Below are 26,296 nucleotides of genomic sequence, written 5' to 3'. Positions count from 1 at the left end.
TTGTAAGTGTTTTTCTAGAGAGAAATGAGTTAGCCGTGGCTGTCCCGAAGCGGAAAATGTCTCGCTCGAATACCCGCGCCCGCCGCTCCCAGTGGAAGGCAACTGCCCCCCACCTGGTGAAGACTGTCGAGAACGGCCAGGTCACGTACAGCCTGCCGCACCAGGCAAAGGTCGTTACCGACTCGGCTGGCACTGCGCTGTTCCTTGAGTACAAGGGCCGCAAGGTCGCAGACGTCTAATCCGCCAACAGGCTGAAAAAGATGTCTTCAACTGAAGAGCTTCTGAAGCGTCTCGGTGTCACTATTGACGCCGGGACGCTTCGTCTTGCGCTCACACACCGTTCCTACGCCTACGAAAACGGCGGCATCCCCACCAACGAACGGCTCGAGTTCCTGGGCGACTCCATCCTGGGGTTCTCCGTTACCGACGCGCTGTACCGTGACAACCCCACGCTGCCCGAAGGCGACCTGGCCAAGCGCCGTTCCGCCGTCGTCAGCACCCGGGCGCTGGCCGGCATCGGCCGCAGCATCGGGCTGGGGGACTACATCTACCTTGGACAGGGCGAAAAGCTCACCGAAGGCAAGAACAAGGCCTCCATCCTGGCGGACACCATGGAGGCGCTGATCGGCGCCACCTACCTCTCCAACGACATCGAGACGGCCCGGCAGCTGGTCATGCGGCTGGTCGGCCCGCTGTTGAAGGACGCGGCCGCCCTCGGCGCGGGCACCGACTGGAAGACTTCCATCCAGGAGCTGGCCGCCAGCCGGCAGCTCGGGACCATCAACTACGCGGTCGACGGCTCCGGGCCGGACCACGCCCGGACGTTCGAGGCCGTGCTGCGGATTGGCGGCACGGATTACGGCACCGGCACCGGCAACTCCAAGAAGGAGGCCGAGCAGGAAGCCGCCGCCGATGCCTGGCGCCGGCTGACCGCCCCGTCCGCGCCTGATCCGCAGCAGTTGCAGTCCCAGACCGGCAGCTAGGCAGCGGCGTTGCCTGAACTGCCCGAAGTCGAGGTGGTCCGGCGCGGCCTGGTGAGCTGGGTGCGCGGCCGGACCATCACCTCCGTCGAGGTGCTGGACCCGCGCTCCCTGCGCCGGCACGCCCTGGGCCCGGAAGACTTTGCCGGCAACCTTGAAGGCGCGCGGGTCCTGGACGTGGTCCGCCGCGGCAAATTCCTGTGGATGCCGCTGGCTGACACGCCGGCCCCGTCCGGAAACGGTATCCCGGCCGACGAGCTGGCCGGCCAGCCGGCCCCCGCCGTCGCGCTCATGGCCCATCTGGGCATGTCCGGCCAGCTGCTGATGCAGGACCCCGGGGTTCCGGACGAAAAACACCTGAAGGTCAGGCTGCGGCTCAGCCCGGCCGACGGCATGCCCGGCCAACTCCGGTTCGTGGACCAGCGCATCTTCGGCGGACTGTTCCTCACCACGCTGATCCCCACCGACGACGGCGGCCCCGGCGGCCTCGCCGAATCGCCGCTGCCGCTCATCGCCGAGGAAGCCGCGCACATTGCCCGGGACCCGCTGGACCCCTGGTTCTCCTTCGAAACCTTCTACCGGCGCCTGCGGGCCCGCAAGACCGGGCTCAAGCGGGCGCTGCTGGACCAGGGCCTGGTCTCCGGGATCGGCAACATCTACGCGGACGAGGCCCTCTGGAAGGCGCAGCTGCACTTCGCCCGGCCCACCGACACCCTGCGCCGCGCCGACGCGCTGCGGGTCCTTGACGCCGCCCGCGAGGTCATGGCGGATGCCCTGGCCGCCGGCGGCACGAGTTTCGATTCTCTCTACGTCAACGTCAATGGAGCCTCCGGGTACTTCGACCGCTCCCTGAACGCATACGGCCGGGAGGGCCTCGAGTGCAAGCGCTGCGCTGCCGCCGGCCGGGTCAGCCGGCTCTTGCGGGAACAGTTCATGAACCGGTCCTCGTATACCTGCCCCGTCTGCCAGCCCCGGCCGCGGAACGGGCGCTGGTAGGGGGAGTGCGGGCGTAGTGCCCGGCCAGCTTCGCCAGGCCCTCGTCAAGGGAAACGGCGGGGGCCCAGTTGAGCAGTTCACGGGTCTCGCGTTGGTCGAACCAGTGGGCGGTGGAGAGCTGCTCAGCGAGGAATCTGGTCATCGGCGGCTCCCCGGCCCGGCCGGACCGGGACCAGAGCTTCTCCACGACCGAACCTGCAGCGCGCGCGAGGCTGCCCGGGACCGTCCAGGACGGCGCAGGGACGCCGCCCGCGGCGCAAATGCCCGCCAGCAGCTCGCCGACCGGGCGGGGTTCGCCGTTGCTGACCACCAGCGCCCGGCCGTGGACGTGTTCCATCCGGTGAAGCGCGGCGACGATGGCCGAAGCGGCGTTGTCCACGTAGGTAGTGTCAATCAGGGCCGCACCGGCGTCGAGCAGTGGCAGGCGGCCGCGGCTAGCACGTTCCAGCACCCGCTCCACCAGCTGCGTGTCGCCCGGGCCCCAGACGACGTGCGGGCGCACCGCCGCGACCCGGAAATCCGGCGAGTCCGCGGCCAGCGCCAGCAGTTCAGCTTCGGCCTTGGTGCGGGAGTAGTCGCTGTGCGCGCGGGCCGGGTCCGCTGCCTCGGCGCCGAGCCCGGCGATCGCGGCCCCGGAATTGGCCACGGAGGGGGAGGAGACGAACACCAGTTCCCGCACGCCAGCCTCGCGGGCGGCCCGGAGCAGGCGGCGCGTGCCTTCGACATTCACCGCGTCGAACTCCGCGGCGCGGCCGGTGAAGGACACCTTCGCGGCCAGGTGGATGACGCCCTCGGCGCCGGAGACGGCTCGGCGGACGGCGTCCCCGTCCGCTAGGGACCCTTGGAGGTCCGTAGCGCCCTCGACGCCGGATGGGCGGCGCTGGAATGTGCTGACGGCGTGGCCCTGCCGCACCAGCAGGCGCGCCACTTCCCGCCCGAGCAGTCCGCTCGCGCCGGTGACGAGGACCCTCACGGCGTGCCCGGACGGCCGCCGGCCAGCACCGCCGTAGCCCACCGGGACAGGCGGCTCCTGTCGATCTTGGCGTTGTGGCGGATGTCGGTCGGCTGGGAGGGGACGGCGAGCACGGCGGAGACGCTGACGCCTGCCGCACGGGCAGCGTCCCGGACGCGGCCCGCCAGCTGCGGCGCGGCGGGGCCGGCCCGGCGGACCGGCGGAACGGTTTCGACGACGGCGACGACGGCCTGGGTCCCGGAAGGACCGACCCCGACGACGGCGGCCATCCCGACGTCGTCCAGGCGTTCGATGGCCTGCTCGGCGCCCACAGGGGTCACCACAGCGCCCGGCGCCGTCACGACGTGCACGAGGCGTCCTTCCACCCAGAGCCGGCCGGCGGCGTCGAGGTGCCCGACGTCGCCGGTGCGGTGCCATCCGGCCGTGCGGACGCTCTCGCGCTGGGTCAGCCAGAGCCTGTCGTAGGTATCCTTCACGTGCGGGGCGCTGACCAGGATCTCTCCGGTCACTCCGGCCTCCGTGACGGGCTCGTTCCCGGGTGCGGTGCCATCCGCGGCGAGCGGGATGATGGCGGCCCGGGCGCCGTGCACCGGCCGGCCCACGCACACGCCGTTGCCGGCCCCCGCCACGGTTCCGGCGGCGGCGTCGGCCCCGGCGGCGCGGATCTGTTCGAGGCTGATGTCCGTGACGGGCAGCGCCTCGGTCATCCCGTACGGGGTGTGCAGCGAGGCCCGCGGCAGCAGCCGCTGCACCTCTGCCAGGAGGGCTTCGGGGACCGGCGCGCCGGCGGAGAGCAGCAGCTCCACACGCCCCAGGGCATCGTAACCGGCCCGGCTCAGGCCGGCACGGGTGGCGAGGACGTTGCGCAGCGCCGCGGGCGAGGCGAAGATCACCGTGGCGTCGATGGCTGCTGCGGCGTCGGCCAGCGCGCTGGCCGACAGGGTGCGGGGCACAGTGACGTCCATGGCGGGCGTCACGGAGACAGCTCCGAGCGCCGGACCCAGCAGGGCGAACGGCGCGAAGCCCGCCACCAGGCGTGCGCCCGGGGCGATCCCCAGCGTTTCGGCCACGGTGTCGCGCATCGCGGCCAGCTGCCGGTGCGTGTAGAGCACGCCCTTGGCGGGGCCGGTGGAGCCCGAGGTGAACAGCACGGCGGCGGGGGCGTCCGGGTCCGGAACCGGGGCCGGACCCGGGCAGGGGAGTTCCGGGCCGAGGCCGGCTCCGCGGCGGGCGAGGGCGGCGAGGGAGGTTTCGACGGCGAGGAGGCGGCGGCGGGCGGCCGGCAGGTCCCGCACGCTGATGCGCCGTCCCGACCAGCCGAGTACCGCGGCGGCCGCCAGGGCCTTGTCGATTCCGATGAGGAAATCCGGGGTGGCGCCCTGCACGGCGCGGCTCAGGCCGCGGGTGCCCAGGCCGGCATCGGCCACGACGACCACGGCGCCGAGCCGCAGGCAGGCGTAGAGGACCACGGTCAGGTCCACGCCCGGCGGAACCATCAGGCTCACCCGGCTGCCGGGCCCGACACCGGCTTCCTGCAGGCCGGCCGCGAGGGCGGCGATGTTTTGTTCCAGCTCCCGCCAGCTGAGCGAGCGGGCGACTCTGCCGTCCGTGCCCATTTCCGCGACGGCGGTATCCCCGGCTGCGGGTCCCGCCGCCAGCTCGGTGAGGGGCGCCCAAAGGGGCGGGACCCCGGTGCCGGGCTCCAGGGGTCCGGACCCGTAGTCCTGCGGCGGGTGGGCGGCCGGGCCGCCGGCTGACCGCGCGGCCGGGGCGGCTGTCCGCTGCAGGCCGTCTCCGTTGGCCCGGACGCACTCGGCAAGCCACTCGAAGACGGGCGCGGCGATGTCCCGGTCTTCCGCGACCAGGTGGCCGGCACCTTCGAAGCGGTGGACTTTCGCGTCGGGCAGCCGGCCGATGAGGTCCTTGAGGTAGCGGTCGGAAAAGATCGGATCGCGCGGGCCCCAGAGCATCAGGGCCGGAGTCCTCAACCCGCGCAGCCCTTCCGCGACGCGGGTCAGCGCCGGGAAGCTGGGATGGGACGCGTCGGCGGGAATGTCCGCGACAAAGTGCCCCACGCCGGCGCGGCGGCCGGCACCGCGGTAGGGGGCCATGAAGGCCCGCCGGACGTCCGCAGCGAGCGGCGGATGGGCCAAGGCGTGGGTCACCCGCAGGAACGCATCCGACGTCGTCGTTCCCCAGCGGTGCACGGCAGGGTGCAGGGCGAGCCGCAGCGCCGGCGGGACGGGGGTGCCGGCGGGCTGATGGACGGCGGTGTTGGTCAGCACCACGCCGGCGAGCTGCTGGGGATGTGCCTCTGCCCAGCCGAGGCTGATCACGCCGCCCCAGTCGTGGCCGACGGTGACGACCGGGCCGTCCAGGCCGAGCGCGGCGGTGAGGTCGCCCAGGTCGTTGATCCGGTCCTCCAGGCGCCGGAACGTGCCGGTGCGCTCGGAGAAGCCCATGTCCAGCTGGTCCACCGCCACCACCCGCCACGGATGTGCGGGGTCGGATCCGGCGGCCAGCAGGGACCGCCACAGGTAGGACCAGGTCGGGTTGCCGTGCACGCACAGCAGGGTGCCGGCAGGAGTCAGGCCGCGGCGGGCGAGCTGGGCACCGTTGTCCAGCAGGTGCCAGCGGCGCGCGGCGCCCGGCTCGTCCGCGGCGGAGGTGGACGCCACATCGATCTCGCGCGACCATTCGGGGTCGACGCCGGGCCAGTCGGCGGTTACCAAACGATTTCCACCATGGCGGTGTTCAGGCCGGAACCGACGCCCATGCACAGCACGCGGTCCCCGGTTGCGAGAGTCTGCGCTTCGGCCGCGAGGGTCATGGGGAGGGAGGCCGGGCCCACATTGCCCCAGTGCGGGAACGTGATCGGCACCTTGTCCGGGTCCAGGTCAATGGCGTTGATGATGGCCTGGGTGTAGGCAGTGCTCACCTGGTGCGTGACGTAGCGGTCCATCGAGGCCCAGTTCCACTCCGGCTGGGCCTCGTGCCAGGCGTCGACCACGAGCTGCAGGCCGCCGTCGAGCAGGCCTTTGGTGTCGGTGGCCATGCCGTCGATGCTGCCCACGCACAGCTCATGGTGCTCGGTGCCGGCACGCATCACGCCGCCGAGGATCCGGTGCGCCCCTGGATGCTCGTCCGCCGGGCCCAGGACGGCCGCCGCGGCTCCGGAGCCCAGTGTGAGCGTGGCGAACTCGCGGTTGAAGTCCTCGCGGGTCGTCTCGGGCCGCTGCAGCCGGGCCAGGGTGGCCTCCTGCGTTGCCTGGGCATCCTCACCGTTGACGATCATCGCGTACTTGATCTGGCCGGAGTCGATCATGTTGGCCGCGAGCGTCATGCCGTTGACGAATCCGAGGCAGGCGTTGGCCAGATCAAAGTTCATGGCCGACGAAGGCAGGCGCAGTCCGTGGTGGATCTTCACTGCGACGGACGGTTCGAGGTTGCGCCGCGTCACGGAAGTGTTGATCAGCAGGCCGATCTCGGACGCTTCGATGCCGGACTCGGCCAGGGCCTTGGCGCCCGCCTCGATGGCTGCGTCGTCGAACGACGTCCCGGGAGCCCACCAGCGCCGGTGGGTGATGCCTGCGACGCGTTCGAGCAGCTTCGGGGGGACCCCCAGCCGCCGCAGGGTCGTAGCCAGCTTGCGGTCGAAGTCCATGGAACTGACGATCGTCGGAGCTTCGACGCTGCTCACCGAAAGTAGAGCGGTGTTGCTGTGCCGGAATGTTGCATTGCCTACCAAAATCAAGCCCCTGTTCATGTCCGTCCTGCACTCCGGCGGTGGCCGCTCACAAGCCCGAGAGCTTAACTATGCCCCGTGCGGGTCAATTCCCGCATATGCGGCCTGCGCCATCTGCGGCGGCTTCGCGCTGGTTCTGCGCGGAATGGCCGCAAATGCGCAGTAGATTGTAGGTATCCGGGGCCGCCCCGGACCCCCCGCGTCCGCCCGAAACATGCTTTCGTCGAACAGCGGGCCAGTCCGCCGACCAGGAGAACCGAAGCGCCTTGCACCTGAAAAGTCTGACCGTCCGGGGATTCAAGTCGTTCGCCTCCGCGACGACCTTCGAATTCGAACCGGGCGTCACCGCCGTGGTGGGCCCGAACGGCTCGGGCAAATCCAACGTGGTGGACGCGCTCGCCTGGGTCATGGGCGAACAGGGAGCCAAGACCCTCCGCGGCGGCAAGATGGAGGACGTGATCTTCGCCGGCACCTCGGGCCGGCCGCCCCTGGGCCGGGCGCACGTCTCGCTGACCATCGATAACAGCGACGGCGCCCTCCCGATCGAATACAGCGAGGTGACGATTTCGCGCACGCTGTTCCGGACCGGCGGCTCGGAATACGCCATCAACGGTGCAGGATGCCGGCTGCTCGATATCCAGGAGCTGCTCTCCGACTCCGGCCTGGGCCGCGAGATGCACGTGATTGTGGGCCAGGGCCAGCTGGACAAGGTCCTGCACGCCACCCCCGAGGACCGGCGCGGCTTCATCGAGGAGGCCGCGGGCATCCTCAAGCACCGCCGCCGCAAGGAAAAGACGGTCCGCAAACTCGAGGCCATGCAGGCCAACCTGTCCCGGCTCAGCGATCTCACCGGCGAAATCCGGCGGCAACTGACCCCGCTGGGCAAACAGGCGGAAGTGGCCCGGCGCGCCCAGAGCGTCCAGTTCGAGGTCCGCGACGCCCGCTCACGGCTCCTGGCCGACGACCTCGTCCAGCTGCAGTCCGCGCTGGCGCAGGACGTAGCGGACGAATCGGCGCTCAAGGCACGCCGCGCCGTCGTCGAACGGGACCTCGAGGCCGGGCGGCAGCGCCAGGCGGTCCTCGAAGGGCTCGCAGCCGAGGCCACTCCCGCGCTGAACGCCGCGCGGGAGAACTGGTATTCGCTCTCCACCGGGCGTGAACGGCTCCGTTCCCTCGGCTCGCTCGCCGAGGAGCGCCGCCGGCTGCTCGGCGCCGCGGACGTGGTTCCGGACACCGGCCGGGATCCGGACCAGCTGGAACAACAGGCCGCCCGCGTCCGCGACGAGCAGGCCGGGCTGGAACGGCAGATCCTGGACCGGACCGAAGCCCTGGACGCCGCGTCAGCCGCCAAACACGACGCCGAACAGGCCGCCGCCGCCGAGGACAAGCGGCTCGCCGCCCTGCTCCGGGCCGCCGCGGACCGGCGTGAAGGCCTGGCCAAGCTCGCCGGGCAGGTCGGCGCGGCACGGTCCCGCGTCGAGTCCGCCCAGTCCGAGCTCGGCCGACTCCGCGAATCGCAAAAAGCGGGCGAGGAGCGCCGCCGGCAGGCGCACAGCGAGTTCACCGCCCTGGAAGCGCAGGTGGCAGGGGTCGAGGACGGCGAGGAATCGCTCGACGCCGATTACGAGGCCGCGAGCGAGGCCCTCGAGACGATCATCGCCGACATTGATGCCCTGAAGGCGGCCGAACGGGAAGGCGAGCGGGAACGCGGCGCCCTCATGGCCCGCCGCGACGCCCTCCAGCTGGGCCTGAACCGCAAAGACGGCTCCGGGCACGTGCTCGGCACGGCCGCCGGGGACCTGGCCGGCGGGGTCCTGGGACCCTTGGCGTCCATGATCACCGTGGAGGCCGGATTCGAGGCCGCCGTCGCCGCCGCACTCGGCAGCGCGTCCGACGCCGTGGTGGTCCGGGACCAGGAAACGGCCGCCGCTGCCGTGCGGCTGCTCCGCGCGGACGACGCCGGCCGTGCCGCGCTGCTGCTCGCCGGCACCCCGGCCGGGTCAGCGCCGCTGTTGGCCGGTGCGCTGTCGGCCGATGCATTAACCGGGGGCAGCACGCTTCCCGGAGGCGCGCGCTGGGCCGCGGAACTGGTCTCGGCCGCGGGACCGGACGGCGACGGCCTGCCGCTGGCCGCCCTGCTGGCCGGCGTCGCCGTCGTCGAGGACCTGGACGCCGCGGCGCAGCTGATCGCCGCGCGTCCCAAACTCACCGCCGTGACCCGGGCCGGGGACGTCTTCACGGCGCTGACCGTCACCGGTGGGTCCGCGTCGGCGCCGTCGCTGCTGGAAGTCCAGGCCGCCGTCGACGACGCCGCCGCGAAGCTGGCCGCCGTCACCGCCGCGCTCGAACGCAACCGCTTCGCCCTCTCCACCGCCCGGACCCGGCGCGCCGAAGCCCAGGACCGTGCCGACGCGGCCCTCGCGAAACTCCACGACTCCGACGCGAAACTCGCGGCCGTCGCCGAACGACTGGGCCACCTGAACGCCGTGCTGCGCAGCGCCGTCGCCGAAAGTGAGCGCCTGGCCGCGTCCCTGTCCCGGGCTGAGGCCCAGATCGTCAGCGAACAAGGTGCGCTGGAAGCGGTGGCGGCCCGGCTCGCCGCGGCCACCGAGGCCCCCGCGGAGCAGGAACCCTCTCCGGAGCACCGCGACGCCCTGGCCCTGGCCGCCTCGCTGGCCCGCACGGCCGAGATGGAGGCCAGGCTCTCCCTGCGCAGCGCCGAGGAGCAGCTCACGGCCACCCGCAACCGGGCGGCCTCGCTGGAACGGGCCGCCGCCACCGAACGCCGCGCCCGCGAGGAAGCCGCGGAACGCGCCCGCCGCCGCAGGCTCCAGGCCCGGCGCGCCGCCGCCGTCGCAGCCGCCGTGCAGCAGGTCATCGGGTTCATTGACGTGTCCGTGGAGCTGGCCCGCCGGGAGCGGGACAGCGCCGAGGAACGCAAGGACGCGATGGACCGGGAACTGGCCGGGGTCCGCACCGGCAACGACGCCCTGGCCCGCGAACTGGCCGAACTCACCGACTCCGTGCACCGCGACGAGCTCGCCCGCACCCAGCAGCGGCTGCGGATCGAGGCGCTGGAACTGAAGAGCGTGGAGGAGCTCGGGCTGACCGCCGGGCAGCTCGTGGCCGACTACGGACCCGACCAGCCCGTCCCGGTCCCGGCCGGCGACTCCGCGGACAAATGGGCCGCACTGCGCGCCCCGGTGGACGAGGACGGCCGTGAGATTTCCGAGGGCAAGCCCTTCGTCCGGGCCGAGCAGGAAAAACGGCTCAAACGCGCCGAACGCGACCTCGCCGCCCTCGGCAAGGTCAACCCGCTGGCGCTGGAGGAGTTCGCCGCGCTGGAAGAGCGCCACCAGTTCCTCAGCACCCAGCTCGAAGACCTGAAGTCCAGCCGCAAGGACCTGCTGGACATCATCAAGGAAGTCGACGACCGCGTCCAGAAGGTCTTCGCCGAGGCGTTCGAGGACACCTCCCGGCAGTTTGTCCGCGTCTTCGCCCGGCTGTTTCCCGGCGGGGAGGGCCGGCTGGTCCTGACCGACCCCACCGACATGCTCACCACCGGCATCGAGGTCGAAGCCCGCCCGGCCGGCAAGAAAATCAAGCGGCTCTCGCTGCTTTCCGGCGGCGAACGCTCCCTGACGGCCGTGGCGCTGCTGGTGGCCATCTTCAAGGCACGGCCCTCGCCCTTCTACGTCATGGACGAGGTCGAGGCGGCGCTCGACGACACCAACCTGGGCCGGCTCATCACCATCTTTGAAGAGCTCCGCGAATCCAGCCAGCTGATCGTCATCACGCACCAGAAGCGCACCATGGAAGTCGCCGACGCCCTCTACGGCGTCACAATGCGCGGCGACGGCGTCTCCACGGTAATCAGCCAGCGGCTCGGTGCGGAGATCTAGGCTAACGTCCAAGTCCCGGCAGGGCGGCGTCCACGCGCAACAAAAGCGCTGGCCACGGCCCATTTGGGGTTTGTGAGAAGCTAGGGGAGTGAACGACATCCTCCCCATCATTCTGCCCATTCTCGCTGTCCTGGTGGTCCTCGGTGCGCTGATCCCGGTGCTCATGAAGACCCGGAAGAGTTCCAAGACCTACACCGGCCCGCGTGACGCAAACGACCCCGTGCAGGCCCCGGGAGTCGGAACCCTTGTGGAGGACCGTCCCGCGCAGGCGCCGGCACCGGCACGGACCTCGCCGGACGGCGTCGAACTCGAAGAACCAACCCTCGAGGTTCCGGACGACGCAGCCGGGCTGGAAACCGTGCCGGTGGAAACCCCGCTGCCGGTGGCGGGGCGGCTGATGCGGCTGCGCGAGCGGCTGGTCAAGTCCAACAACATCCTGGGCAAGGGGCTCCTGGCCCTGCTCTCGGCGGACAAGATCGACGAAAACGTCTGGGATGAGGTCGAGGAAACCCTGCTGCTGGCCGATCTCGGCACCGAACCGACTATGCAGCTTGTGGACTCGCTCCGCGAACGCGTCAAGGTGATGGGCACGCGAGACCCTGAGCACGTCAAGGCCCTGCTCCGCGAGGAACTCATCAAGCTCGTGGACCCCACCATGGACCGGAGCCTGAACGTCGAGCGCCACGGCGACAAGCCCGCCGTCATGATGGTTGTCGGCGTCAACGGCGTTGGCAAGACCACCACCGTGGGCAAGCTCGCCCGCGTGCTCGTGGCCGAGGACAAGGACGTGCTGCTGGGCGCGGCCGACACCTTCCGCGCCGCCGCCGCCGAGCAGCTGGCCACGTGGGGCCAGCGCGTCGGCGTGCCCACCGTGAAGTCGGACATAGACGGCGCGGACCCGGCCTCGGTGGCTTACGAGGCCGTCAAGGCCGGCATCGACCAGGAAGTCGACGTCGTCATGATCGACACCGCGGGGCGCCTGCAGAACAAGGTGGGCCTCATGGACGAGCTCAGCAAGGTCAAGCGGGTCATCGAAAAGCTGGCCGAGGTGGACGAGGTGCTGCTGGTCCTGGACGCCACCACCGGCCAGAACGGACTCAACCAGGCCCGGGTGTTCTCCGAGGTCGTGAACATCACCGGGATCGTCCTGACCAAGCTGGACGGCACCGCCAAGGGCGGGATCGTCGTCGCCATCCAGAAGTCCCTCGGGGTCCCGGTGAAGCTGATCGGCCTGGGCGAAGGCGCCGACGACCTCGCGCCGTTCGACGCCGAAGGCTTCGTCGATGCGCTGCTGAACTAGCACGCACCGCCACAAAAAGTGCCCCGGTCCTGTCTGGACAGTTCAGACAGGACCGGGGCACTTTTTGCTTAAGTGGCTAGTACTTGAAGTTCAGGACCGTCACGGTTCCGGCGGTCAGCTGGAACTGCTGGGTCGGGGACTTGTACGCGAACCCCGGCACCGTGGCGCGCTTGGCGAGGGGCGTGGGCTCGGACTTGGCGCCGTCGATGACGGTCTGGTTCTCGGCTGAGTAGCTGGGGCCGCTGAGCTGGGTCATGGTCCCGGTGACCGGTTTGCCCGGCAGGTTCAGGGTGACGGAAGTCTGCGCGGCCTTTTCGGGGTCGTTTTCGTTGATGATCACCACGCTGGTGCTGCCGTCCGCGTTCTGCAGCGCGTAGCTGAACGCCGGGCCCCCTCCGGAGCTGTTCACTTTCATGAACTTGCCGGCCTCGAGCTCGGCCACCATGGAGATGCCGAAGAAGTTGGCCCGGCCGGACATCTGGCCGTTGCCGAACGGGTAGGCTCCGGCGCTGCAGATGGCGGACAGGGGCGGGCCGCCCTTGCACGTCAGCAACGAGCTGTGGAAGCCGATTCGGGTGATGCCCAGCTGGGCGGCGGTGAGGGCATAGTCTGCCGCCCACAGCGCAGATGCGTGGGTACGGGAGGTCTCATTGGAACCGGGGCACGCCGAGATCCCGGTTTCTGGAATCCAGGTTTCCAGGCCAGCGGCCTGACCCACGGCGAGGGCCGCCTTCTGGTAGTTGACGCCACGGTCGTGCATCGTTCGGCTCATCGCGTTTGCCAGCGTAGGCGAGTCCTGGGGCAAGCCGCCGTCACAGTTGGAGAGCGGGTAGTGGTGGAACGTCAGGATCTTCTTCTGCGGGAGGTCCGCATCGACGAACGGCTGCCACCACTTCTGGTCGTAGGCGCCCGGGCCGGAGATGGGCACGTTGGGCGCCACAGCATAGATTGCGGCCGCGTAGTCCTTCAGTTCCCGGATGTACTGCTCCAGGCTGTAGCCGTTGCCGGCCTTGACGTCGTTGAATACGAAGCCGTTGGGCTCATTGCCCACGGTGATGCTCAGCAGCCGGTTGCCGAGGATCGCCGAGGCGTTCTTGGCCATGTCCGCTGCCCGGGCCGGATTGTAGTGGCCCAGGTCCACGGTGAGGCTGACCGCGGCATCCCCGGCCTCCAGCAGGGTCTTGAGCCGGACCAGGTCTGCCGGGCCCACGGCCTTGACCGGGTGCGTCTTGTCGCCTTTGTAGTCGGCGGGGACGGCCTCGCCGCTGGATGTCCAGAAAAAGCGCCGGTCCACGGCGTTGCCGCCGAAACGCAGGACCGGCTGGTCGATCTCCCGGAGCAGCTTGACCATCGACGCGTTGTCGCTGCTGAGGTCGGGATCGGCCAGATCCGTGGCCTCCAGGGAAATTCCCGTCATGCCCTTGTTCAGGGAGGTGCCCACGAGGTCGCTGGAGACATCGACCTTGAGGGGCTCAACCTTTTCCAGCGGCGACCCGGCCGGCGGACCCGGCTGTGCGTAATAGGTGACGGGCGGCCCCGCCTCGGCAGGGGCGAGCGCCGGTGCCGAAGGGGCGGGGGACGAAGCGGCCGGCGGTGCCGGCGTCGGGTTTCCGAAGGCGAGGGGAACCAGCACAGCTGCGGCGACGGCGACAATTCCGGCGCCGGCGATCAACCCTGCGCGCTTCCTGTTTCCCGCGCTCTTGCCCGCACTCCTACTGCCATTGGCGGGTTGGGCGGGGTCGGGGCTTTCGGCTTTCCCGGGGGAAGAGTCGAATTTGGCCATGGGGGATTACCTCCGGAAGTTTGTGGCACGTGCCCCCAGCTTAGCCAAGGGCGGAGGCTGCCGCTGACCGGCAGGCCCAGGACGACGTCCTGTGCAGGGTCACGGACAGGGTTCCGGTGGAGGCGTTGCCCAGAGCCGACCAGTGGCGGCAACGCCGCAGGTCAGGCGCGGTCCGGCGCCGGCCGGCGGAACGTTTCGCGGGCCGGCAACCACGCGGCGGCGGCGGCCAACAGGATGCCGCCGGTGACCCCAAACGCCCAGCCGTAGCCCAGCCGGTCCGCCAGCAGCCCGGCCACCACCGGTCCGACGATCGCGCCGCTGTCGGAGGCCATCTGGAAGACGGCCAGGACGCGGCCGCCCGAGCGCTCGTTGCCGATCACGTCGGCGATGGCGGCCTGCTGGGCCGGTCCCAGCAGTCCGGAGCCGATCCCGGCGCAGGCGGAGGCGAGCAGGAACCAGGGCAGTTGGTGCGTGAACCCGATGGCCGCCGTGGCGGTGCCGGTGACCAGCAGTCCGGCCAGCAGGAGCGGCTTGCGGCCGAGGCTGTCCGCGAGCCGGCCGGAAAACGTCAGCGCCACCGCGTTGCCGCCGGCAAACACCGCCAGGGCCCAGCCGGCGGATTCCGGCCCGGCGCCGAGCGCCACGACGGCGAAGAGCGGCACTGTGGCCATCCGCACCCCAAAGGTGGCCCAGCCGTTGGCGAAGCTCGAAAACAGGCCGGCCCGGTAGGCGCTGTCCCGCAGCGCGTCCTTCAGAGCCATCGCCGGGGCCGTGGCGCCGGGCTGCCGCGAGGCGGCGGGGACATGGCTGAGCTGGGTCTGCACCACGACGGCGGCCAGCACCAGGGCCGCCGCGTAGGCCAGGAACGGCACCCGCAAACCGAAGCTGGCAAGCATCCCGCCGACGATTGGGCCGCAGACGTTGCCGATCAGGAAGGCGGAGGCATAGGCCCCGGAGACCCGGCCGCGGCTTTCCGGCGGCGCGAGCCGGACCACGAGCGCCATGGACGCCACCGTGAACATCACCGAACCGGCCCCGCCCAGGCCGCGGAAGACCAACAGCTGCCAGTAGTCCTGGGCGAAGGCGCAGGCCGCCGTGGACGCCGCGACGATCAGCAGCCCCGCCACATAGACCGGCCGTTCGCCCAGCTTCACGATCAGGGCGCCGCCGGCCGGGGCGAAGACGAGCCGCATGAACGCGAAGATGCTCACGATCACGGCCGCCGCGGTCGCCCCGACGTCGAACGTGGTGGCGAACTGGGGCAGAACCGGTGCCACGAGGCCAAAACCGATCGCAATCAGGAAGGCCGCCACCAGCATCACCTTGATGTCCCGGGGCAGCCGGGAGCGGCCCGGGGCCCGGGAGGGCACCTTGGCTGCGGCGTCGCCGGCGGGGCGGGAGGTCTTGCTCATAATGCGTTCGTCCTTGGGAAGATGCGGGGCCGGCTGGCGGCGGGTCCAACGTGTGCGGAAATGATCCGCTGAAACATAACCGTAACAAGTGTGAGATGCACCATTTACGTCCGGGAGGTTCTTGTAACAACCCGGCAATGTAAATCCTCCGCCAGCGAAACACTGCCCCGCGAAACTCTTTCTAGAACGCAAATAAATGCGTTGGGACCGGCGGACTACTCCGCACCTAATAGCAAGAGAGGACGTAGACCATGGAACTCACCGCAGGTCTCGTTTGGCTCCTGGTCGCCGCGGCACTCGTGCTGTTCATGACCCCGGGCCTGGCATTCTTCTACGGCGGCATGACCCGCGCCAAGTCGGCTTTGAACATGATGATGATGAGCTTCGTCGCCATTGGAACCGTCAGCATCATGTGGATCCTGTGGGGCGCTTCGATGGCTACAAGCAACGAAGACAACTTCTACCAGATCTTCGCCAACCCGTTCAGCCACTTCGGCCTGCACGGCTTCACCGAACCGGCTGACCTGCTCAAGGTCGGCTACGCGGCAACCTTCGCGATCATCACGGTGGCCCTGATCTCCGGTGCGGTCGCCGACCGCGCCAAGTTCTCCGCCTGGGTGGTCTTCACGCCCATCTGGGCCACCCTGGTCTACGCGCCGCTGGCCTTCATGGTCTGGGGTGGAGGACTCTTCTCCGCCAGTGGCTGGTTCGGCCAGACGTTCGCGCCGGTCATCGACTTCGCCGGCGGCACCGTGGTCCACATCAACGCCGGCGTCGCCGGCCTGATCCTGGTCCTGATCATCGGCAACCGCAAGGGCTTCGGCAAGGACCCGAACCACCGCCCGCACAACATTCCGTTCGTCATGCTCGGCGCCGCCATCCTGTGGTTCGGCTGGTTCGGCTTCAACGCCGGTGCCGCCGCCACTGTGGAGCAGGCCGGCCTGATCTGGATCAACACCCTGGCCGCCCCGGCCGCCGCCATGCTTGGCTGGCTCGCCGTGGAGCGCTTCCGCGACGGTCACCCGACCTCCCTCGGTGCCGCTTCCGGCGTGGTCGCCGGCCTGGTCGCCATCACCCCGGCCTGCGCCAACGTCTCCCCGCTGGGTGCAATCGCCCTCGGCGTCGCAGCCGGTGTGGCCTCGGCGCTCGCCGTCGGCCTGAAGTTCAAGTTCGGCTACGACGACTCGCTTGACGTCGTGGGTGTCCACCTCGTCTCCGGTGTTGTCGGCACGGTCGCAATCGGCTTCCTGGCCACCCCGACCCAGGGCACCGCGGGCCTGTTCTACGGCGGCGGCACCACGCAGCTGGTCGCCCAGAGCCTCGCGGCACTGATGGCCATCGTCTTCACCGCCGTGATGACCTTCATCATCGCCTTCCCGGTCCACAAGCTCATGGGCTTCCGGGTTTCCCAGGAACAGGAAGTTGTCGGTGTGGACCTGAGCCTGCACGCAGAGACCGCCTACGAGTTCGGCGTCGGCGGGCACGGCGGCAGCTTCCAGCCGCTGCACGAACTGATCACGGGCAAGCCGATGAGTGAAGAGGCAGCCGAAGTGCCGGTGGACGCCGAGTCCAACGGCAAGCAGAACGCAACAGGCAAGGAAAGCGTGGGGGCATGAAACTGATCACGGCAATCGTCCGACCGGAAAAGCTTGAGGCTATTCGCGAAGGCCTGGAGGCCTACGGCGTGCAGGGCCTCACGGTCAGCGCAGCCAGCGGCTACGGCCGGCAGCGCGGCTACACCGAGGTGTACCGCGGGGCCGAGTACAACGTGGACCTGCTGCCCAAGATCCGGGTGGAAGTCCTGGCCACCGACGAACAGGCGGACGACATCCTCGATGTCATCATCGCCAGTTCCAACACGGGCCGGGCCGGCGACGGCAAAGTCTGGACGATGGATGTGTTCGAGGCTGTCAGGGTCCGCACCGGAGAGCGCGGTGCGGCAGCGATCTAGCTGCTCCCCGCTCCACTCCCTGACCGGGAGACAGCCACGGCACTGACACAGCACTGACACAGCGGGCCGGATACCTGGGAAGGTATCCGGCCCGCTGTGTCGTCTCCGGGTGCGGCCTGGTCGCATCTGCGCGGGCTCAGGCGCCCTGCGCCGGATCTGCGCGGGCGCGGCTGCGACGGAACTAGGCCGGAACTAGGCCGGCCAGCCCTCCGGCCCCGGGGTCCCGGCCGGATATTCCTCCAGCGGGACATGACCGGCGGTCCAGGATTTCAGCACCGGCGCCAGGATGCGCCAGCAGTCCTCGGCCGTATCCGCCCGCACCGAGAGCAGCGGATCGCCGGTCAGCACGCCCTCGAGCACTTCACCGTAGGGGAGGAGCTCGGAGGCGCTCAGTTCGGCCCGCAGCGTGGCCCGGTCCAGGCTCAGGACATTGCCGGGGCCGTTCACGTCGACGTCGAACTGCAGAGTGTCCGGGCCAAAGCCGATCCGCAGCTGGTTGGGGGCGTCCACACCGGTGAACCCCCGCGGAAGGTGCGGCACCGGCCGGAAGGTCACCACAGCCTCTTTGCGTTTTTTGCCCAGCGCCTTGCCTGAGCGCAGGATGAACGGCACGCCCTGCCAGCGCCAGTTGTCGATCCCCACCTGCACCTCGGCGAGGGTTTCGGTGCCCCTGGACGCGTCCACGCCCTCCTCCCGGGCATAGTCCGGAATGTCCCGGCCGTCGATGGAGCCGGCGGTGTACCGGGCCCGGCGGCTGCTTTGGCGGTAGGGGGCCTTGATGCTGCTGGCCCGCAGCACGGTGGCCACGGCATCGCGAAGGTCGCGTTCGTCCACGGATGCCGGCGGCTCGATCGCCATGAGGGCCATGATCTGCAGCAGGTGGCTCTGGATCATGTCGCGGAGCGCTCCGGCGCCGTCGTAGTAGCGGGCGCGGCCTTCGAGGGCCAGGTCCTCGTCGAAGATGATCTCGACCTTTTCGATGTTCTGCCGGTTCCACACCGGCTCCAGGAACGTGTTCGCGAAGCGCAGGCCCAGGATGTTCAGGACCGTTGCCTTGCCGAGGAAGTGGTCCACCCGGTGGATGTGGTCCTCCGGGACCAGCGCGGCCAGCGTCGTGTTCAGGTGCCGCGCCGACTGCTCGTCGGAACCGAACGGCTTCTCCATGACCAGCCGGGTGCCGGCGGGCACGTCCTCCGGCGCCAGGGCCTCGCAGGCGAGCTGGCTGACGCGCGGCGGCAGGGCGAAATAGACCGCCACGGGCCCCTCCAGCTGCGCAAGCAACCCGGCGAGCTGGCCCTCAGCGGTCACGTCGAGCTGGTGGTACGTGCTCTCCTGGCGGACCCGCTTGAGCTCGCGCCTGCCGTGGGCGTCGGCCGTGGAGTCCTCGTCCGCGAACGACGCCTCGATCCGGCCAAGCCACTGCTCCGGCGTCCAGGGGTCCGATCCCGCTCCCGCCAGGGTGAGGCCGTCGGCGCGGCCCCGGGCCACCAGGCGGGCAAGCCCCGGCAGCAGGAGCCTTCCGGTGAGATCGCCGGAAGCGCCCAGGATGAGCAGGGTTTTTACAGTTGTTTGGCTGGTCACCTACGCCAGCATGCCATCTTGAAGGCGCATCTTGGTACCCTAGATAGTCGAGTCCTGTTGTCGAGGCGGTTCGTCCAGGCGAATACCAGTCGCGACGCTGGCGTGCCGCACCGGCCGCCACCTGTAGATCCACTGAAAGAAGTGCACGGCGCGTGTTCAATTCACTCTCTGACCGGTTGACAGCAACCTTCAAGAATCTGCGTGGCAAGGGCCGCCTGACCGAGGCGGACGTTGACGCCACAGTCCGCGAGATCCGGCGTGCCCTCCTGGACGCCGATGTCGCCGTGCCCGTGGTCCGGGAGTTCACCGGCCGCGTGCGCGAGCGTGCCCTCGGCGCCGAGGTCTCCGGGGCGCTGAACCCGAGCCAGCAGATCGTGAAGATCGTCAACGAGGAACTCGTCGAGATCCTCGGCGGCGAGACCCGCCGGATCCGCCTGGCCAAGACCGGACCCACCATCATCATGCTGGCCGGTCTCCAGGGCGCCGGCAAGACCACCCTGGCCGGCAAACTGTCCAAGTGGCTCAAGTCCCAGGGCCACAGCCCGATGCTGGTGGCCTGTGACCTCCAGCGCCCCAACGCCGTCACCCAGCTGCAGGTGGTCGGCCAGCGCGCCGGCGTACCCGTGTTTGCCCCGCATCCGGGCGCCACGTCCACCGAACTGGACCACCCGGCCGGCGACCCTGTCGCCGTCGCGCGCGCCGGCGTCGAGGAAGCCAAGCGCACCCTCCACGACGTCGTGATCGTGGACACCGCCGGCCGTCTCGGCGTCGACGCCGACATGATGGAGCAGGCGCGCCAGATCCGCCGCGCGATCGTCCCGAACGAAGTCCTGTTCGTGATCGACTCCATGATCGGCCAGGACGCCGTCAACACGGCCCTGGCCTTCGACGAGGGCGTCAACTTCACCGGCATCGTGCTCTCCAAGCTCGACGGCGACGCCCGCGGCGGTGCCGCGCTCTCCGTCGCGTCGGTGACCGGCAAACCGGTCATGTTCGCCTCCACCGGCGAAGGCGTGGACGACTTCGAGCTCTTCCACCCGGACCGCATGGCCTCGCGCATCCTGGACATGGGTGACGTCCTCACCCTGATCGAGCAGGCCGAGAAGTCCTGGGACAAGGATGAAGCCGCCCGGATGGCGAAGAAGTTCGCCGACCAGGAAGACTTCACCCTCGATGACTTCCTCGCCCAGATGCAGCAGATCCGCAACATGGGCTCCATGAAGAAAATGCTCATGATGATGCCCGGTGCGCAGAACATCCGCCAGCAGCTGGAGCAGTTCGACGAGCGCGAGATCGACCGCGTCGAGGCCATTGTCCGCTCGATGACCCCGCACGAGCGCGTGGCTCCGAAGATCATCAACGGCTCCCGCCGGGCCCGTATTGCCCGCGGTTCCGGCGTGCACGTCTCCGAGGTCAACGGATTGCTGGAACGCTTTGCCCAGGCCCAGAAGATGATGAAGAAGATGGCCGCCGGCGGCGGCATGCCCGGCATGCCGGGGATGCCGGGCATGGGCGGCGGGGCTCGCAAGGGCGCCAAGCCCGCGCCAAAGAAGAAGGCCCGCTCCGGCAACCCGGCCAAGGCGGCGCAGGAACTGCGCGACGCCGAGGCCAGGCGTGCCGCCGGCCCCAAGGCCCTGCCCACCGGGGCGTCGTTCGGCCAGCAGGGCGGCGACTTCGACCCGTCCCAGCTGAACCTGCCCAAGGGCTTCGACAAGTTCCTCGGCGGCAGCAAGTAGCCGCAAGTGCTGACGGCCGCCGGCACTGTGTCGCCGGCGGCATCAGCACTGAAGTGCCATAGGGTTAGACAATGTTCAAGCAGCGCGTAGTCTTCGTCCACGGGGACGGCAGCTTCGGCGCCGCCGCGTGGCCAAAACAGCACGGAATGGCGCTGGACTACGACGCCCTGTTCCTGCGGCGGCACGGGTTTGACGCCGTCGCCGAACCGCTCGAATCCAACTTCGCCGCCGACGCCGCCATCGTGCTCGCGTCGCTGGCCGACGATGGCCGCGGCGAGGCCGGCGGCCACGTGGTGGCCCACTCGCAGGGCGCGATCGCCGCGATGATGGCCGCCGTCGAGCGGCCCGACCTCGTCCAGTCGCTGACCCTGGTGGAACCTGCCTGCTTGTCCCTGACCGCCGAACTCCCGGCCACCGCCGCGCACCGGGCCCTCATGCAGCCGCTCTTCGACGTCCGGCACAACCTCAGCGACGACGACTTCCAGCGGGAGTTCATCCGTCGCGCGTTCGCGGCGGACGCCCCCGGGGCCACGACGCCGGAGGCCCTCCGGGCGGCGCGCCGGCTCCGCCTGCAGGCGCCGCCTTGGGAAGCCCCGCTGCAGATCGTGCCGGGCGTGCCGACCCTGGTCCTGACCGGCGGCTGGGAACCGCTGTACGAGGAAATCGCCGGCTACCTGCGCGAGACCGGCGCCCTGCACCGCACCGCCCCGGGAGGGCACCGGCCCCAGGATTCAGCCGAAGGGGACCGGGCCATCCGCTCCTACATCGCCGAGGTCAGCCGGCGCCAGCACGCCCGGGCCTCCTAGGAAGCTGCGGGTCCGCCCACCGAGGGCTGCGGCAGGTAGACCTTGCCGCCCGAGGCGAGGAATTCGTTGCTCTTCGCCCGCATTCCGGCCGCCCTCGCTGAAAGGGCGGCCTGCTTTTCCGCCGAACCAGGATCCACCGAAGCGGAGTCCGCCGCACCATAGTTGCCGGTGCCGTATTCGTCCCGGATGTCCTGGCTGATTCGCATGGAGCAGAACTTCGGACCGCACATCGAGCAGAAGTGGGCTGTCTTGGCCGGCTCGGCGGGAAGCGTCTCATCGTGGAAGGCCTCTGCCGTGACCGGGTCCAGGGACAGCGCGAACTGGTCCCGCCAGCGGAATTCGAACCTTGCCTTGGACAGGGCATCGTCGCGTTCGTGCGCGCCGGGGTGGCCTTTGGCGAGGTCCGCGGCATGGGCCGCGATCTTGTAGGTGATCACGCCCGTCTTCACGTCGTCCTTGTTCGGCAGCCCGAGGTGTTCCTTGGGCGTGACGTAGCAGAGCATGGCGGTGCCGTAGCGGGCGATCTCGGTGGCGCCGATCGCCGAGGTGATGTGGTCATATCCCGGTGCGATGTCCGTGACCAGCGGCCCGAGTGTGTAGAACGGGGCGCCCTTGCAGAGTTCCTGCTGGCGCTCCACGTTTTCCCGGACGAGGTGGAAGGGCACGTGCCCGGGGCCCTCCACCATGACCTGCACATCGAATTCCCAGGCCCGCTGCGTGAGCTCGGCCAGGGTGTCCAGTTCGGCGAACTGTGCCGCGTCGTTGGCATCCGCCGTCGCGCCCGGCCGCAGCCCGTCGCCCAGGGAGAAGGCGACGTCGTACCGCGCGAAGATCTCGCACAGCTCGTCGAAGTGGGTGTACAGGAAGTTCTCCCGATGGTGCGCCAGGCACCAGCCGGCCATGATGGAACCGCCCCGGGACACGATGCCGGTGACCCGGTTGGCCGTCAGGGGCACATACCGCAGCAGGACCCCGGCGTGGATGGTCATGTAGTCCACGCCCTGCTCGCACTGCTCGATCACGGTGTCCCGGAAGATCTCCCAGGTCAGGGCGTTCGCCTCGCCGTTGACCTTCTCCAGCGCCTGGTAAATCGGGACCGTGCCGATGGGGACGGGGGAGTTGCGGATGATCCACTCGCGCGTGGTGTGGATGTCGTCCCCGGTGGAGAGGTCCATGACGGTGTCCGCGCCCCACTGCGTGGCCCACTGGAGTTTGTCGACCTCCTCGGCGATGGAGCTGGTCACGGCGGAATTGCCGATATTGGCGTTGATTTTCACCAGGAACGCCTTGCCGATGATCATCGGCTCGGATTCGGGGTGGTTGACGTTGTTGGGAATGATCGCCCGGCCCGCGGCCACCTCGCTGCGCACCAGCTCCACGTCGCAGTTCTCGCGCAGCGCGACGAACCGCATTTCCTGGGTGATGACACCGTCCCGGGCGTACCGCATCTGCGTGACGGTCCTGCCCTCAACGGCCCGGCGCGGCACCGGCCGGCCGCCCCGCCACTCGGCCGACGCCGCACCGCGGCGCACCGCCGACTTGCCGTCGTCGAGCAGCTCCCGTTCCCGGCCGGCGTAGGGTTCGGTGTCCGCCCTGGCCTCAATCCAGGGGGCACGGAACGGCTCCAGCCCGCGGACCGGATCGCTGCCCGGTCCGGCCGTGCGGTACACCCGGAACGGCGGGTTCCGGACGCCGCCCGGCGAGGGTTCCAGGGCGATTTCGGTCACCGGGACACGGATGCCGTGGTCCGGGTCCGTGGTGAAGGCCAGCGAGTGGGACTTCAGCGACTGTGTGGGGGCCGCAGGCTGGTTGTGGACAGGGCTGTGCTGTGTCAGTTGGGTGTTCACGGAAATACTCACTTCCTTCGCCGGCATTACCCGGACAGGTTCAACGGTCGCAGGCTGCGTCAGCCCGATCTCAGCCCCTGCAGGGGCACCCGTGTGGTCGTAGACGAAGCTACCACGCGCCTCCGGCCGGCCGTCGAGTGTGACGCGGACGGCCGGACCGCGGTGTTAGCGTGGCACTGTGACCCCGCCCAAGGCCGTGCCCCGCATCAGGACGGCGGCGCCGGAAGATCTCCCGGCGCTGCCCGCTATCGAGGCCGCGGCAGACGGCGTCCTGATAAAGGAACTGGGGAACCGGGCGCTCCCGGCACCGGAGTTGACGGCACCGGTCGAGCCGCTGTTCATACTGGTCGCCGGAACCCCGCCCGTAGGCTTTGCCCGCGTTGACGCACTCGGCGGCCAGGCCCATCTGGAGCAACTCTCCGTGCAGCCGGACTCCGGCAGGCGGGGGATCGGACGGTCCCTGGTGGAGGCGGCCCTCGACGCTGGCCGGGGCCGCGGCTATTCCTGGATGACGCTTTGCACTTTCGCAGCCGTTCCGTTCAATGCCCCGTTTTACGCGAGCTGCGGGTTCGAGGAATTCGCCCGGCCGGGGCCCGCGCTGGCTGCCCTGAGGATCCACGAAGCGCAGCTGGGGCTCGATGATCTGGGCCCGCGGATTGTCATGCGGATTAGGCTTTAGGCCATGACCAGCATCATCGAGTTCAGCGGCCCCATCCTCACGGCGGCGGACCAGGTCCGCCACGGGCTGTGGTCGGTGGAGGGCCGGTTGACCTTCCGCCGGCCCGCGGCCGCGCCGGAGCACGTGCTGGACGGCTGGGTCATTCCCGGCCTCGTGGACGCGCACTGCCACATCGGCCTCGGCCCGGGCGGGGACGTTGCCGAGGACACCGCGGAATCCCAGGCCCTGGCGGACCGCAACGCCGGGACGCTGCTGGTCCGTGACGCCGGCGCCGTCCACGACACCCGCTGGCTCCAGCAACGCGCGGACGTTCCCCGGATCATCCGCTCCGGCCGGCACCTGGCGAGGACCCGGCGCTACCTGCCGGGCCTGGCCGTCGAGGTCGAGCCGGAGGATCTGGTCGAGGCCGTGCGGAAGCAGGCCCGCGCGGGCGACGGCTGGGTCAAGCTCGTGGGGGACTGGATCGACCGAGCCGCCGGCGATCTCGCCGCCAGCTTTCCCGCCAGGACGGTCAAGGACGCCGTGCAGGCCGCCCACGATGAGGGTGCCCGCGTCACCGCCCACTGCTTCGCCGAGGACACCCTCGATGACATGCTCGATGCCGGGATCGACTGCATCGAGCACGCCACCGGGCTGTTGCCGCGGCACCTGCCGCGCTTCCTCGAACAAGGCGTCCCGATCGTGCCCACCCTGATCAACATCGCCACGTTCCCGGACATCGCGGCCCGGGCGGAGGCCAAGTTCCCCCGCTACGCCGCCCACATGCGCTCGCTGTGGGAGCGGCGGGCGGAGCGGATCCTCGAAGCCCACGAGGCCGGGGTGGCGATCTACGCCGGTACCGACGCCGGCAGCGTGATCAGCCACGGCAGGATCGTCGACGAGATCCAGGCCCTGCACGCCGCCGGCCTTCCCGCCGCGGCAGCCCTCGACGCCGCGGCCTGGTCCGCGCGGACCTGGCTCGGCGCGGAGTCCATCGGTGCAGGGGCAAGCGCGGATGTCCTGCTCTGCGCCGAGGATCCGCGGAGCAATCCGGCCACGCTCAGGGAACTAAAGCACATTGTGCTTCGGGGTCATCTCATCCGTTAGGAATAAATTGAAGCTTCAAGTAATTTAGTCTTATGCAAGGGTCGCCGAAAGCCGGTGGCTACAGAATCCACGGAGCGTTGCCATGACCGCAGAAGCCAGCACCCAGGACCTCCTTCCTGCCGAACTCACCATGGGCACCGTGATGCTCAAAGTCGGCGACATGAGGCTCATGACCGACTACTACCAGCGCGCCCTTGGCCTGGAGACTGTGGCCGAACAGGACGGCGGGCTCTACCTTGGGCGCCAGCAGAAGCCGCTGGTCCATCTGGCGCCCGCCCCGGGCCTGAATCTTCCCTCCCGCGGCGAGGCCGGGCTCTTCCACACCGCCCTCCTCTTCGAGGACCAGCACTCCCTGGCGGCCACCATTGCCAGCGCGGCCCAGTACGAGCCCCAGTCCTTCACCGGCAGCGCGGACCACCTCGTCAGCGAGGCGTTCTACTTCAACGACCCCGAGGGCAACGGCATCGAGCTGTACTGGGACCGGCCGCGGGAGGCGTGGTCCTGGGAGGGCAGGAATGTCGTCATGGACAGCCTCGCCCTGCCGCCGCAGCGCTACCTGCAGCAATACCTGACCGAGGAGTCCGTGGCCGGCCAGCGCCAGGCCGCCGCCGGCGTCGGGCACGTCCACCTGCAGGTCGGCGACGTCCAGTCGGCGCACGATTTCTATGTCGGCACGCTCGGCTTCGAGAAGACCGCGGGCTGGCACGGCCAGGCGCTGTTTGTCTCGGCCGGCGGCTACCACCACCACATGGCCATGAACGTGTGGAACAGCCGCGGCGCGGGCCCCCGGCGCGACACGCTGGGGCTGGGCGAAGTCCTCATTGAAGTGCCCTCCGGCGACGACGTCGCGGCCCTGGCCGACCGGCTCAAGGTTGCCGGTGTCGAATCCCACCACACCGGCGCCGAGCTGCGCTTCGAAGATCCGTGGCGCAACCGGATCCGCGTCGCCGTGCGCTAGAAGTTCTGCCCAGGCAAGCTGTTCGCTGACGGGACGGCTGGACATGTCCAGCGTGCCCAGCTTCCCGCTGGACATGCCCACTGTTCGCTGACGGGACCGCTGGACATGCCCATCGGTCACGGCCGGGAATGAGCACAGTTGCCATATGTCCATTGCTCGCGGCCGGGGGAAGGCATACCCGCGGGCGGGGCCGGGTGGGACGGGTTTCCTCGGGCCAGCGAAGGGCATGTCCACTGTTCGCTGACGGGACCGCTGGACATGTCCAACGGTCGCAGTGAACTGCTCCCCGGAAGTTGGACTGAGAAATTCAGTTCCGACTCCCGGGGAGCAGTTTTATGCATGTACGTAGTCCGTTATCCGAAGAGCAGCGCGAGGCCGCTGTAGCGTGGTTTGAGAAGGGCATCGCGGATAAAGCGGCGGCACGGGTCCTGGGTGTGTCTCACTCGCCGGTGCAGCTTCTCTATCTGCGGTGGAGAATCCATGGTCGAGGAGCGCTGATGGCCAAGCCGACGAAACAGGTGTACTCGTTCGAATTCAAGCTCGCCTTGGTCGAACGGTTCA

At 69.6% G+C, this 26,296-nt stretch carries 20 protein-coding genes and 1 riboswitch; of the genes, 12 read left to right on the top strand and 8 right to left on the bottom strand.

Annotated features, from left to right (window positions below):
* The first annotated feature begins 35 nt into the window (after positions 1–35).
* Genes rpmF through mutM form a run of 3 tightly spaced genes read left to right on the top strand, consistent with a single transcriptional unit; the run spans position 36 to position 1,976 of the window.
* A complete protein-coding gene (rpmF, locus tag C560_RS0115155; protein WP_009356569.1) occupies positions 36–239 on the top strand; it encodes a 50S ribosomal protein L32 in 204 nt (67 codons plus the stop codon).
* A gap of 21 nt (positions 240–260) precedes the next feature.
* On the top strand, positions 261–983 hold the full coding sequence (gene rnc, locus C560_RS0115150; RefSeq protein WP_018773470.1) for a ribonuclease III: 723 nt from the start codon (positions 261–263) through the stop codon (positions 981–983).
* Positions 984–992: 9 nt separating this feature from the next.
* Positions 993–1,976 (top strand): bifunctional DNA-formamidopyrimidine glycosylase/DNA-(apurinic or apyrimidinic site) lyase, encoded by a 984-nt coding sequence (gene mutM / locus C560_RS0115145; RefSeq protein WP_026538837.1) that lies wholly within the window; start codon positions 993–995, stop codon positions 1,974–1,976.
* Here mutM and C560_RS22040 read toward each other — a convergent pair.
* Genes C560_RS22040 through C560_RS0115130 form a run of 3 tightly spaced genes read right to left on the bottom strand, consistent with a single transcriptional unit; the run spans position 1,912 to position 6,697 of the window.
* Complete coding sequence (locus C560_RS22040; RefSeq protein WP_231494370.1) at positions 1,912–2,949, bottom strand: NAD-dependent epimerase/dehydratase family protein; 1,038 nt, start codon at positions 2,947–2,949, stop codon at positions 1,912–1,914. The genes mutM and C560_RS22040 overlap by 65 nt on opposite strands.
* Positions 2,946–5,681 (bottom strand): alpha/beta fold hydrolase, encoded by a 2,736-nt coding sequence (locus C560_RS0115135; protein ID WP_026538836.1) that lies wholly within the window; start codon positions 5,679–5,681, stop codon positions 2,946–2,948. Before C560_RS0115135 ends, C560_RS22040 begins: the two co-directional genes overlap by 4 nt.
* On the bottom strand, positions 5,675–6,697 hold the full coding sequence (locus C560_RS0115130; protein WP_026538835.1) for a 3-oxoacyl-ACP synthase III: 1,023 nt from the start codon (positions 6,695–6,697) through the stop codon (positions 5,675–5,677). Before C560_RS0115130 ends, C560_RS0115135 begins: the two co-directional genes overlap by 7 nt.
* 263 nt (positions 6,698–6,960) lie before the next feature.
* On the opposite strand from C560_RS0115130, the gene smc reads away from it, so the two are divergent.
* Together smc and ftsY are read left to right on the top strand one after the other, a co-directional pair.
* Positions 6,961–10,596, top strand: coding sequence for a chromosome segregation protein SMC (gene smc / locus C560_RS0115125; protein ID WP_026538834.1), 3,636 nt, complete (start codon positions 6,961–6,963; stop codon positions 10,594–10,596).
* Between the two features lie 88 nt (positions 10,597–10,684).
* Positions 10,685–11,896: a signal recognition particle-docking protein FtsY gene (gene ftsY / locus C560_RS0115120; protein WP_026538833.1), complete on the top strand. Its 1,212-nt coding sequence runs from the start codon at positions 10,685–10,687 to the stop codon at positions 11,894–11,896.
* A 76-nt stretch (positions 11,897–11,972) separates the two neighbouring features.
* Here the strand turns inward: ftsY and C560_RS0115115 are convergent, their stop codons facing one another.
* Together C560_RS0115115 and C560_RS0115110 are read right to left on the bottom strand one after the other, a co-directional pair.
* The gene (locus tag C560_RS0115115) at positions 11,973–13,679 is read right to left on the bottom strand and encodes a hypothetical protein (protein ID WP_231494369.1); all 1,707 of its coding nucleotides are present in this window, start codon (positions 13,677–13,679) and stop codon (positions 11,973–11,975) included.
* Positions 13,680–13,840: 161 nt separating this feature from the next.
* Entirely contained in the window at positions 13,841–15,091 is a 1,251-nt protein-coding gene (locus C560_RS0115110; RefSeq protein ID WP_026538831.1) for an MFS transporter, read from the bottom strand.
* Between the two features lie 251 nt (positions 15,092–15,342).
* Here C560_RS0115110 and C560_RS0115105 point away from each other — a divergent pair, with 251 nt between their 5' ends.
* The gene (locus C560_RS0115105) at positions 15,343–16,707 is read left to right on the top strand and encodes an ammonium transporter (protein ID WP_026538830.1); all 1,365 of its coding nucleotides are present in this window, start codon (positions 15,343–15,345) and stop codon (positions 16,705–16,707) included.
* Positions 16,704–17,042 (top strand): P-II family nitrogen regulator, encoded by a 339-nt coding sequence (locus tag C560_RS0115100; RefSeq protein ID WP_018773460.1) that lies wholly within the window; start codon positions 16,704–16,706, stop codon positions 17,040–17,042. The genes C560_RS0115105 and C560_RS0115100 overlap by 4 nt, the downstream gene beginning before the upstream one ends.
* 192 nt (positions 17,043–17,234) lie before the next feature.
* On the opposite strand, the gene C560_RS0115095 is transcribed toward C560_RS0115100, so the two are convergent.
* Positions 17,235–18,623, bottom strand: a complete 1,389-nt coding sequence (locus C560_RS0115095) for a glucose-6-phosphate dehydrogenase (protein ID WP_026538829.1) — start codon at positions 18,621–18,623, stop codon at positions 17,235–17,237.
* A gap of 152 nt (positions 18,624–18,775) precedes the next feature.
* Here C560_RS0115095 and ffh point away from each other — a divergent pair, with 152 nt between their 5' ends.
* Together ffh and C560_RS0115085 are read left to right on the top strand one after the other, a co-directional pair.
* The gene (gene ffh / locus C560_RS0115090; RefSeq protein ID WP_018773458.1) at positions 18,776–20,359 is read left to right on the top strand and encodes a signal recognition particle protein; all 1,584 of its coding nucleotides are present in this window, start codon (positions 18,776–18,778) and stop codon (positions 20,357–20,359) included.
* A gap of 71 nt (positions 20,360–20,430) precedes the next feature.
* Entirely contained in the window at positions 20,431–21,165 is a 735-nt protein-coding gene (locus C560_RS0115085) for an alpha/beta fold hydrolase (RefSeq protein ID WP_018773457.1), read from the top strand.
* Here C560_RS0115085 and thiC read toward each other — a convergent pair.
* Positions 21,162–23,012 (bottom strand): phosphomethylpyrimidine synthase ThiC, encoded by a 1,851-nt coding sequence (gene thiC / locus C560_RS0115080; protein WP_026538828.1) that lies wholly within the window; start codon positions 23,010–23,012, stop codon positions 21,162–21,164. The two genes, C560_RS0115085 and thiC, sit on opposite strands and share 4 nt — an antisense overlap.
* A riboswitch (TPP riboswitch) is annotated at positions 23,008–23,115 on the bottom strand. Its footprint overlaps the gene before it by 5 nt.
* A gap of 75 nt (positions 23,116–23,190) precedes the next feature.
* Between thiC and C560_RS0115075 the strand changes: the two genes are divergently transcribed.
* The 3 genes from C560_RS0115075 (at position 23,191) to C560_RS0115065 (ending at position 25,735) form a co-directional block, all read left to right on the top strand.
* Positions 23,191–23,691 (top strand): GNAT family N-acetyltransferase, encoded by a 501-nt coding sequence (locus C560_RS0115075; RefSeq protein WP_231494368.1) that lies wholly within the window; start codon positions 23,191–23,193, stop codon positions 23,689–23,691.
* Positions 23,692–23,694: 3 nt separating this feature from the next.
* On the top strand, positions 23,695–24,777 hold the full coding sequence (locus tag C560_RS0115070; RefSeq protein WP_026538826.1) for an amidohydrolase family protein: 1,083 nt from the start codon (positions 23,695–23,697) through the stop codon (positions 24,775–24,777).
* Between the two features lie 82 nt (positions 24,778–24,859).
* Entirely contained in the window at positions 24,860–25,735 is an 876-nt protein-coding gene (locus tag C560_RS0115065) for a VOC family protein (protein ID WP_026538825.1), read from the top strand.
* 353 nt (positions 25,736–26,088) lie between these two features.
* On the opposite strand, the gene C560_RS23890 is transcribed toward C560_RS0115065, so the two are convergent.
* Positions 26,089–26,296: hypothetical protein (locus tag C560_RS23890; protein WP_231494367.1), on the bottom strand; the 208-nt coding region annotated here is incomplete at its 5' end.

The sequence above is a fragment of the Arthrobacter sp. 9MFCol3.1 genome (genome assembly GCF_000620385.1).
Classification (GTDB): domain Bacteria; phylum Actinomycetota; class Actinomycetes; order Actinomycetales; family Micrococcaceae; genus Arthrobacter.
This window is presented reverse-complemented; position numbering and strand designations above follow the sequence as displayed.

What these genes read in the sequence shown, in the direction of transcription:
- C560_RS0115105 (WP_026538830.1), top strand. Translation starts at nt 15,343, where the DNA reads ATGGAACTCACCGCAGGTCTCGTTTGGCTCCTGGTCGCCGCGGCACTC.
- rnc (WP_018773470.1), top strand. Translation starts at nt 261, where the DNA reads ATGTCTTCAACTGAAGAGCTTCTGAAGCGTCTCGGTGTCACTATTGAC.
- C560_RS0115115 (WP_231494369.1), bottom strand. Translation starts at nt 13,679, where the DNA reads ATGGCCAAATTCGACTCTTCCCCCGGGAAAGCCGAAAGCCCCGACCCC.
- C560_RS0115085 (WP_018773457.1), top strand. Translation starts at nt 20,431, where the DNA reads ATGTTCAAGCAGCGCGTAGTCTTCGTCCACGGGGACGGCAGCTTCGGC.
- C560_RS0115065 (WP_026538825.1), top strand. Translation starts at nt 24,860, where the DNA reads ATGACCGCAGAAGCCAGCACCCAGGACCTCCTTCCTGCCGAACTCACC.
- C560_RS0115070 (WP_026538826.1), top strand. Translation starts at nt 23,695, where the DNA reads ATGACCAGCATCATCGAGTTCAGCGGCCCCATCCTCACGGCGGCGGAC.
- C560_RS0115100 (WP_018773460.1), top strand. Translation starts at nt 16,704, where the DNA reads ATGAAACTGATCACGGCAATCGTCCGACCGGAAAAGCTTGAGGCTATT.
- C560_RS0115110 (WP_026538831.1), bottom strand. Translation starts at nt 15,091, where the DNA reads ATGAGCAAGACCTCCCGCCCCGCCGGCGACGCCGCAGCCAAGGTGCCC.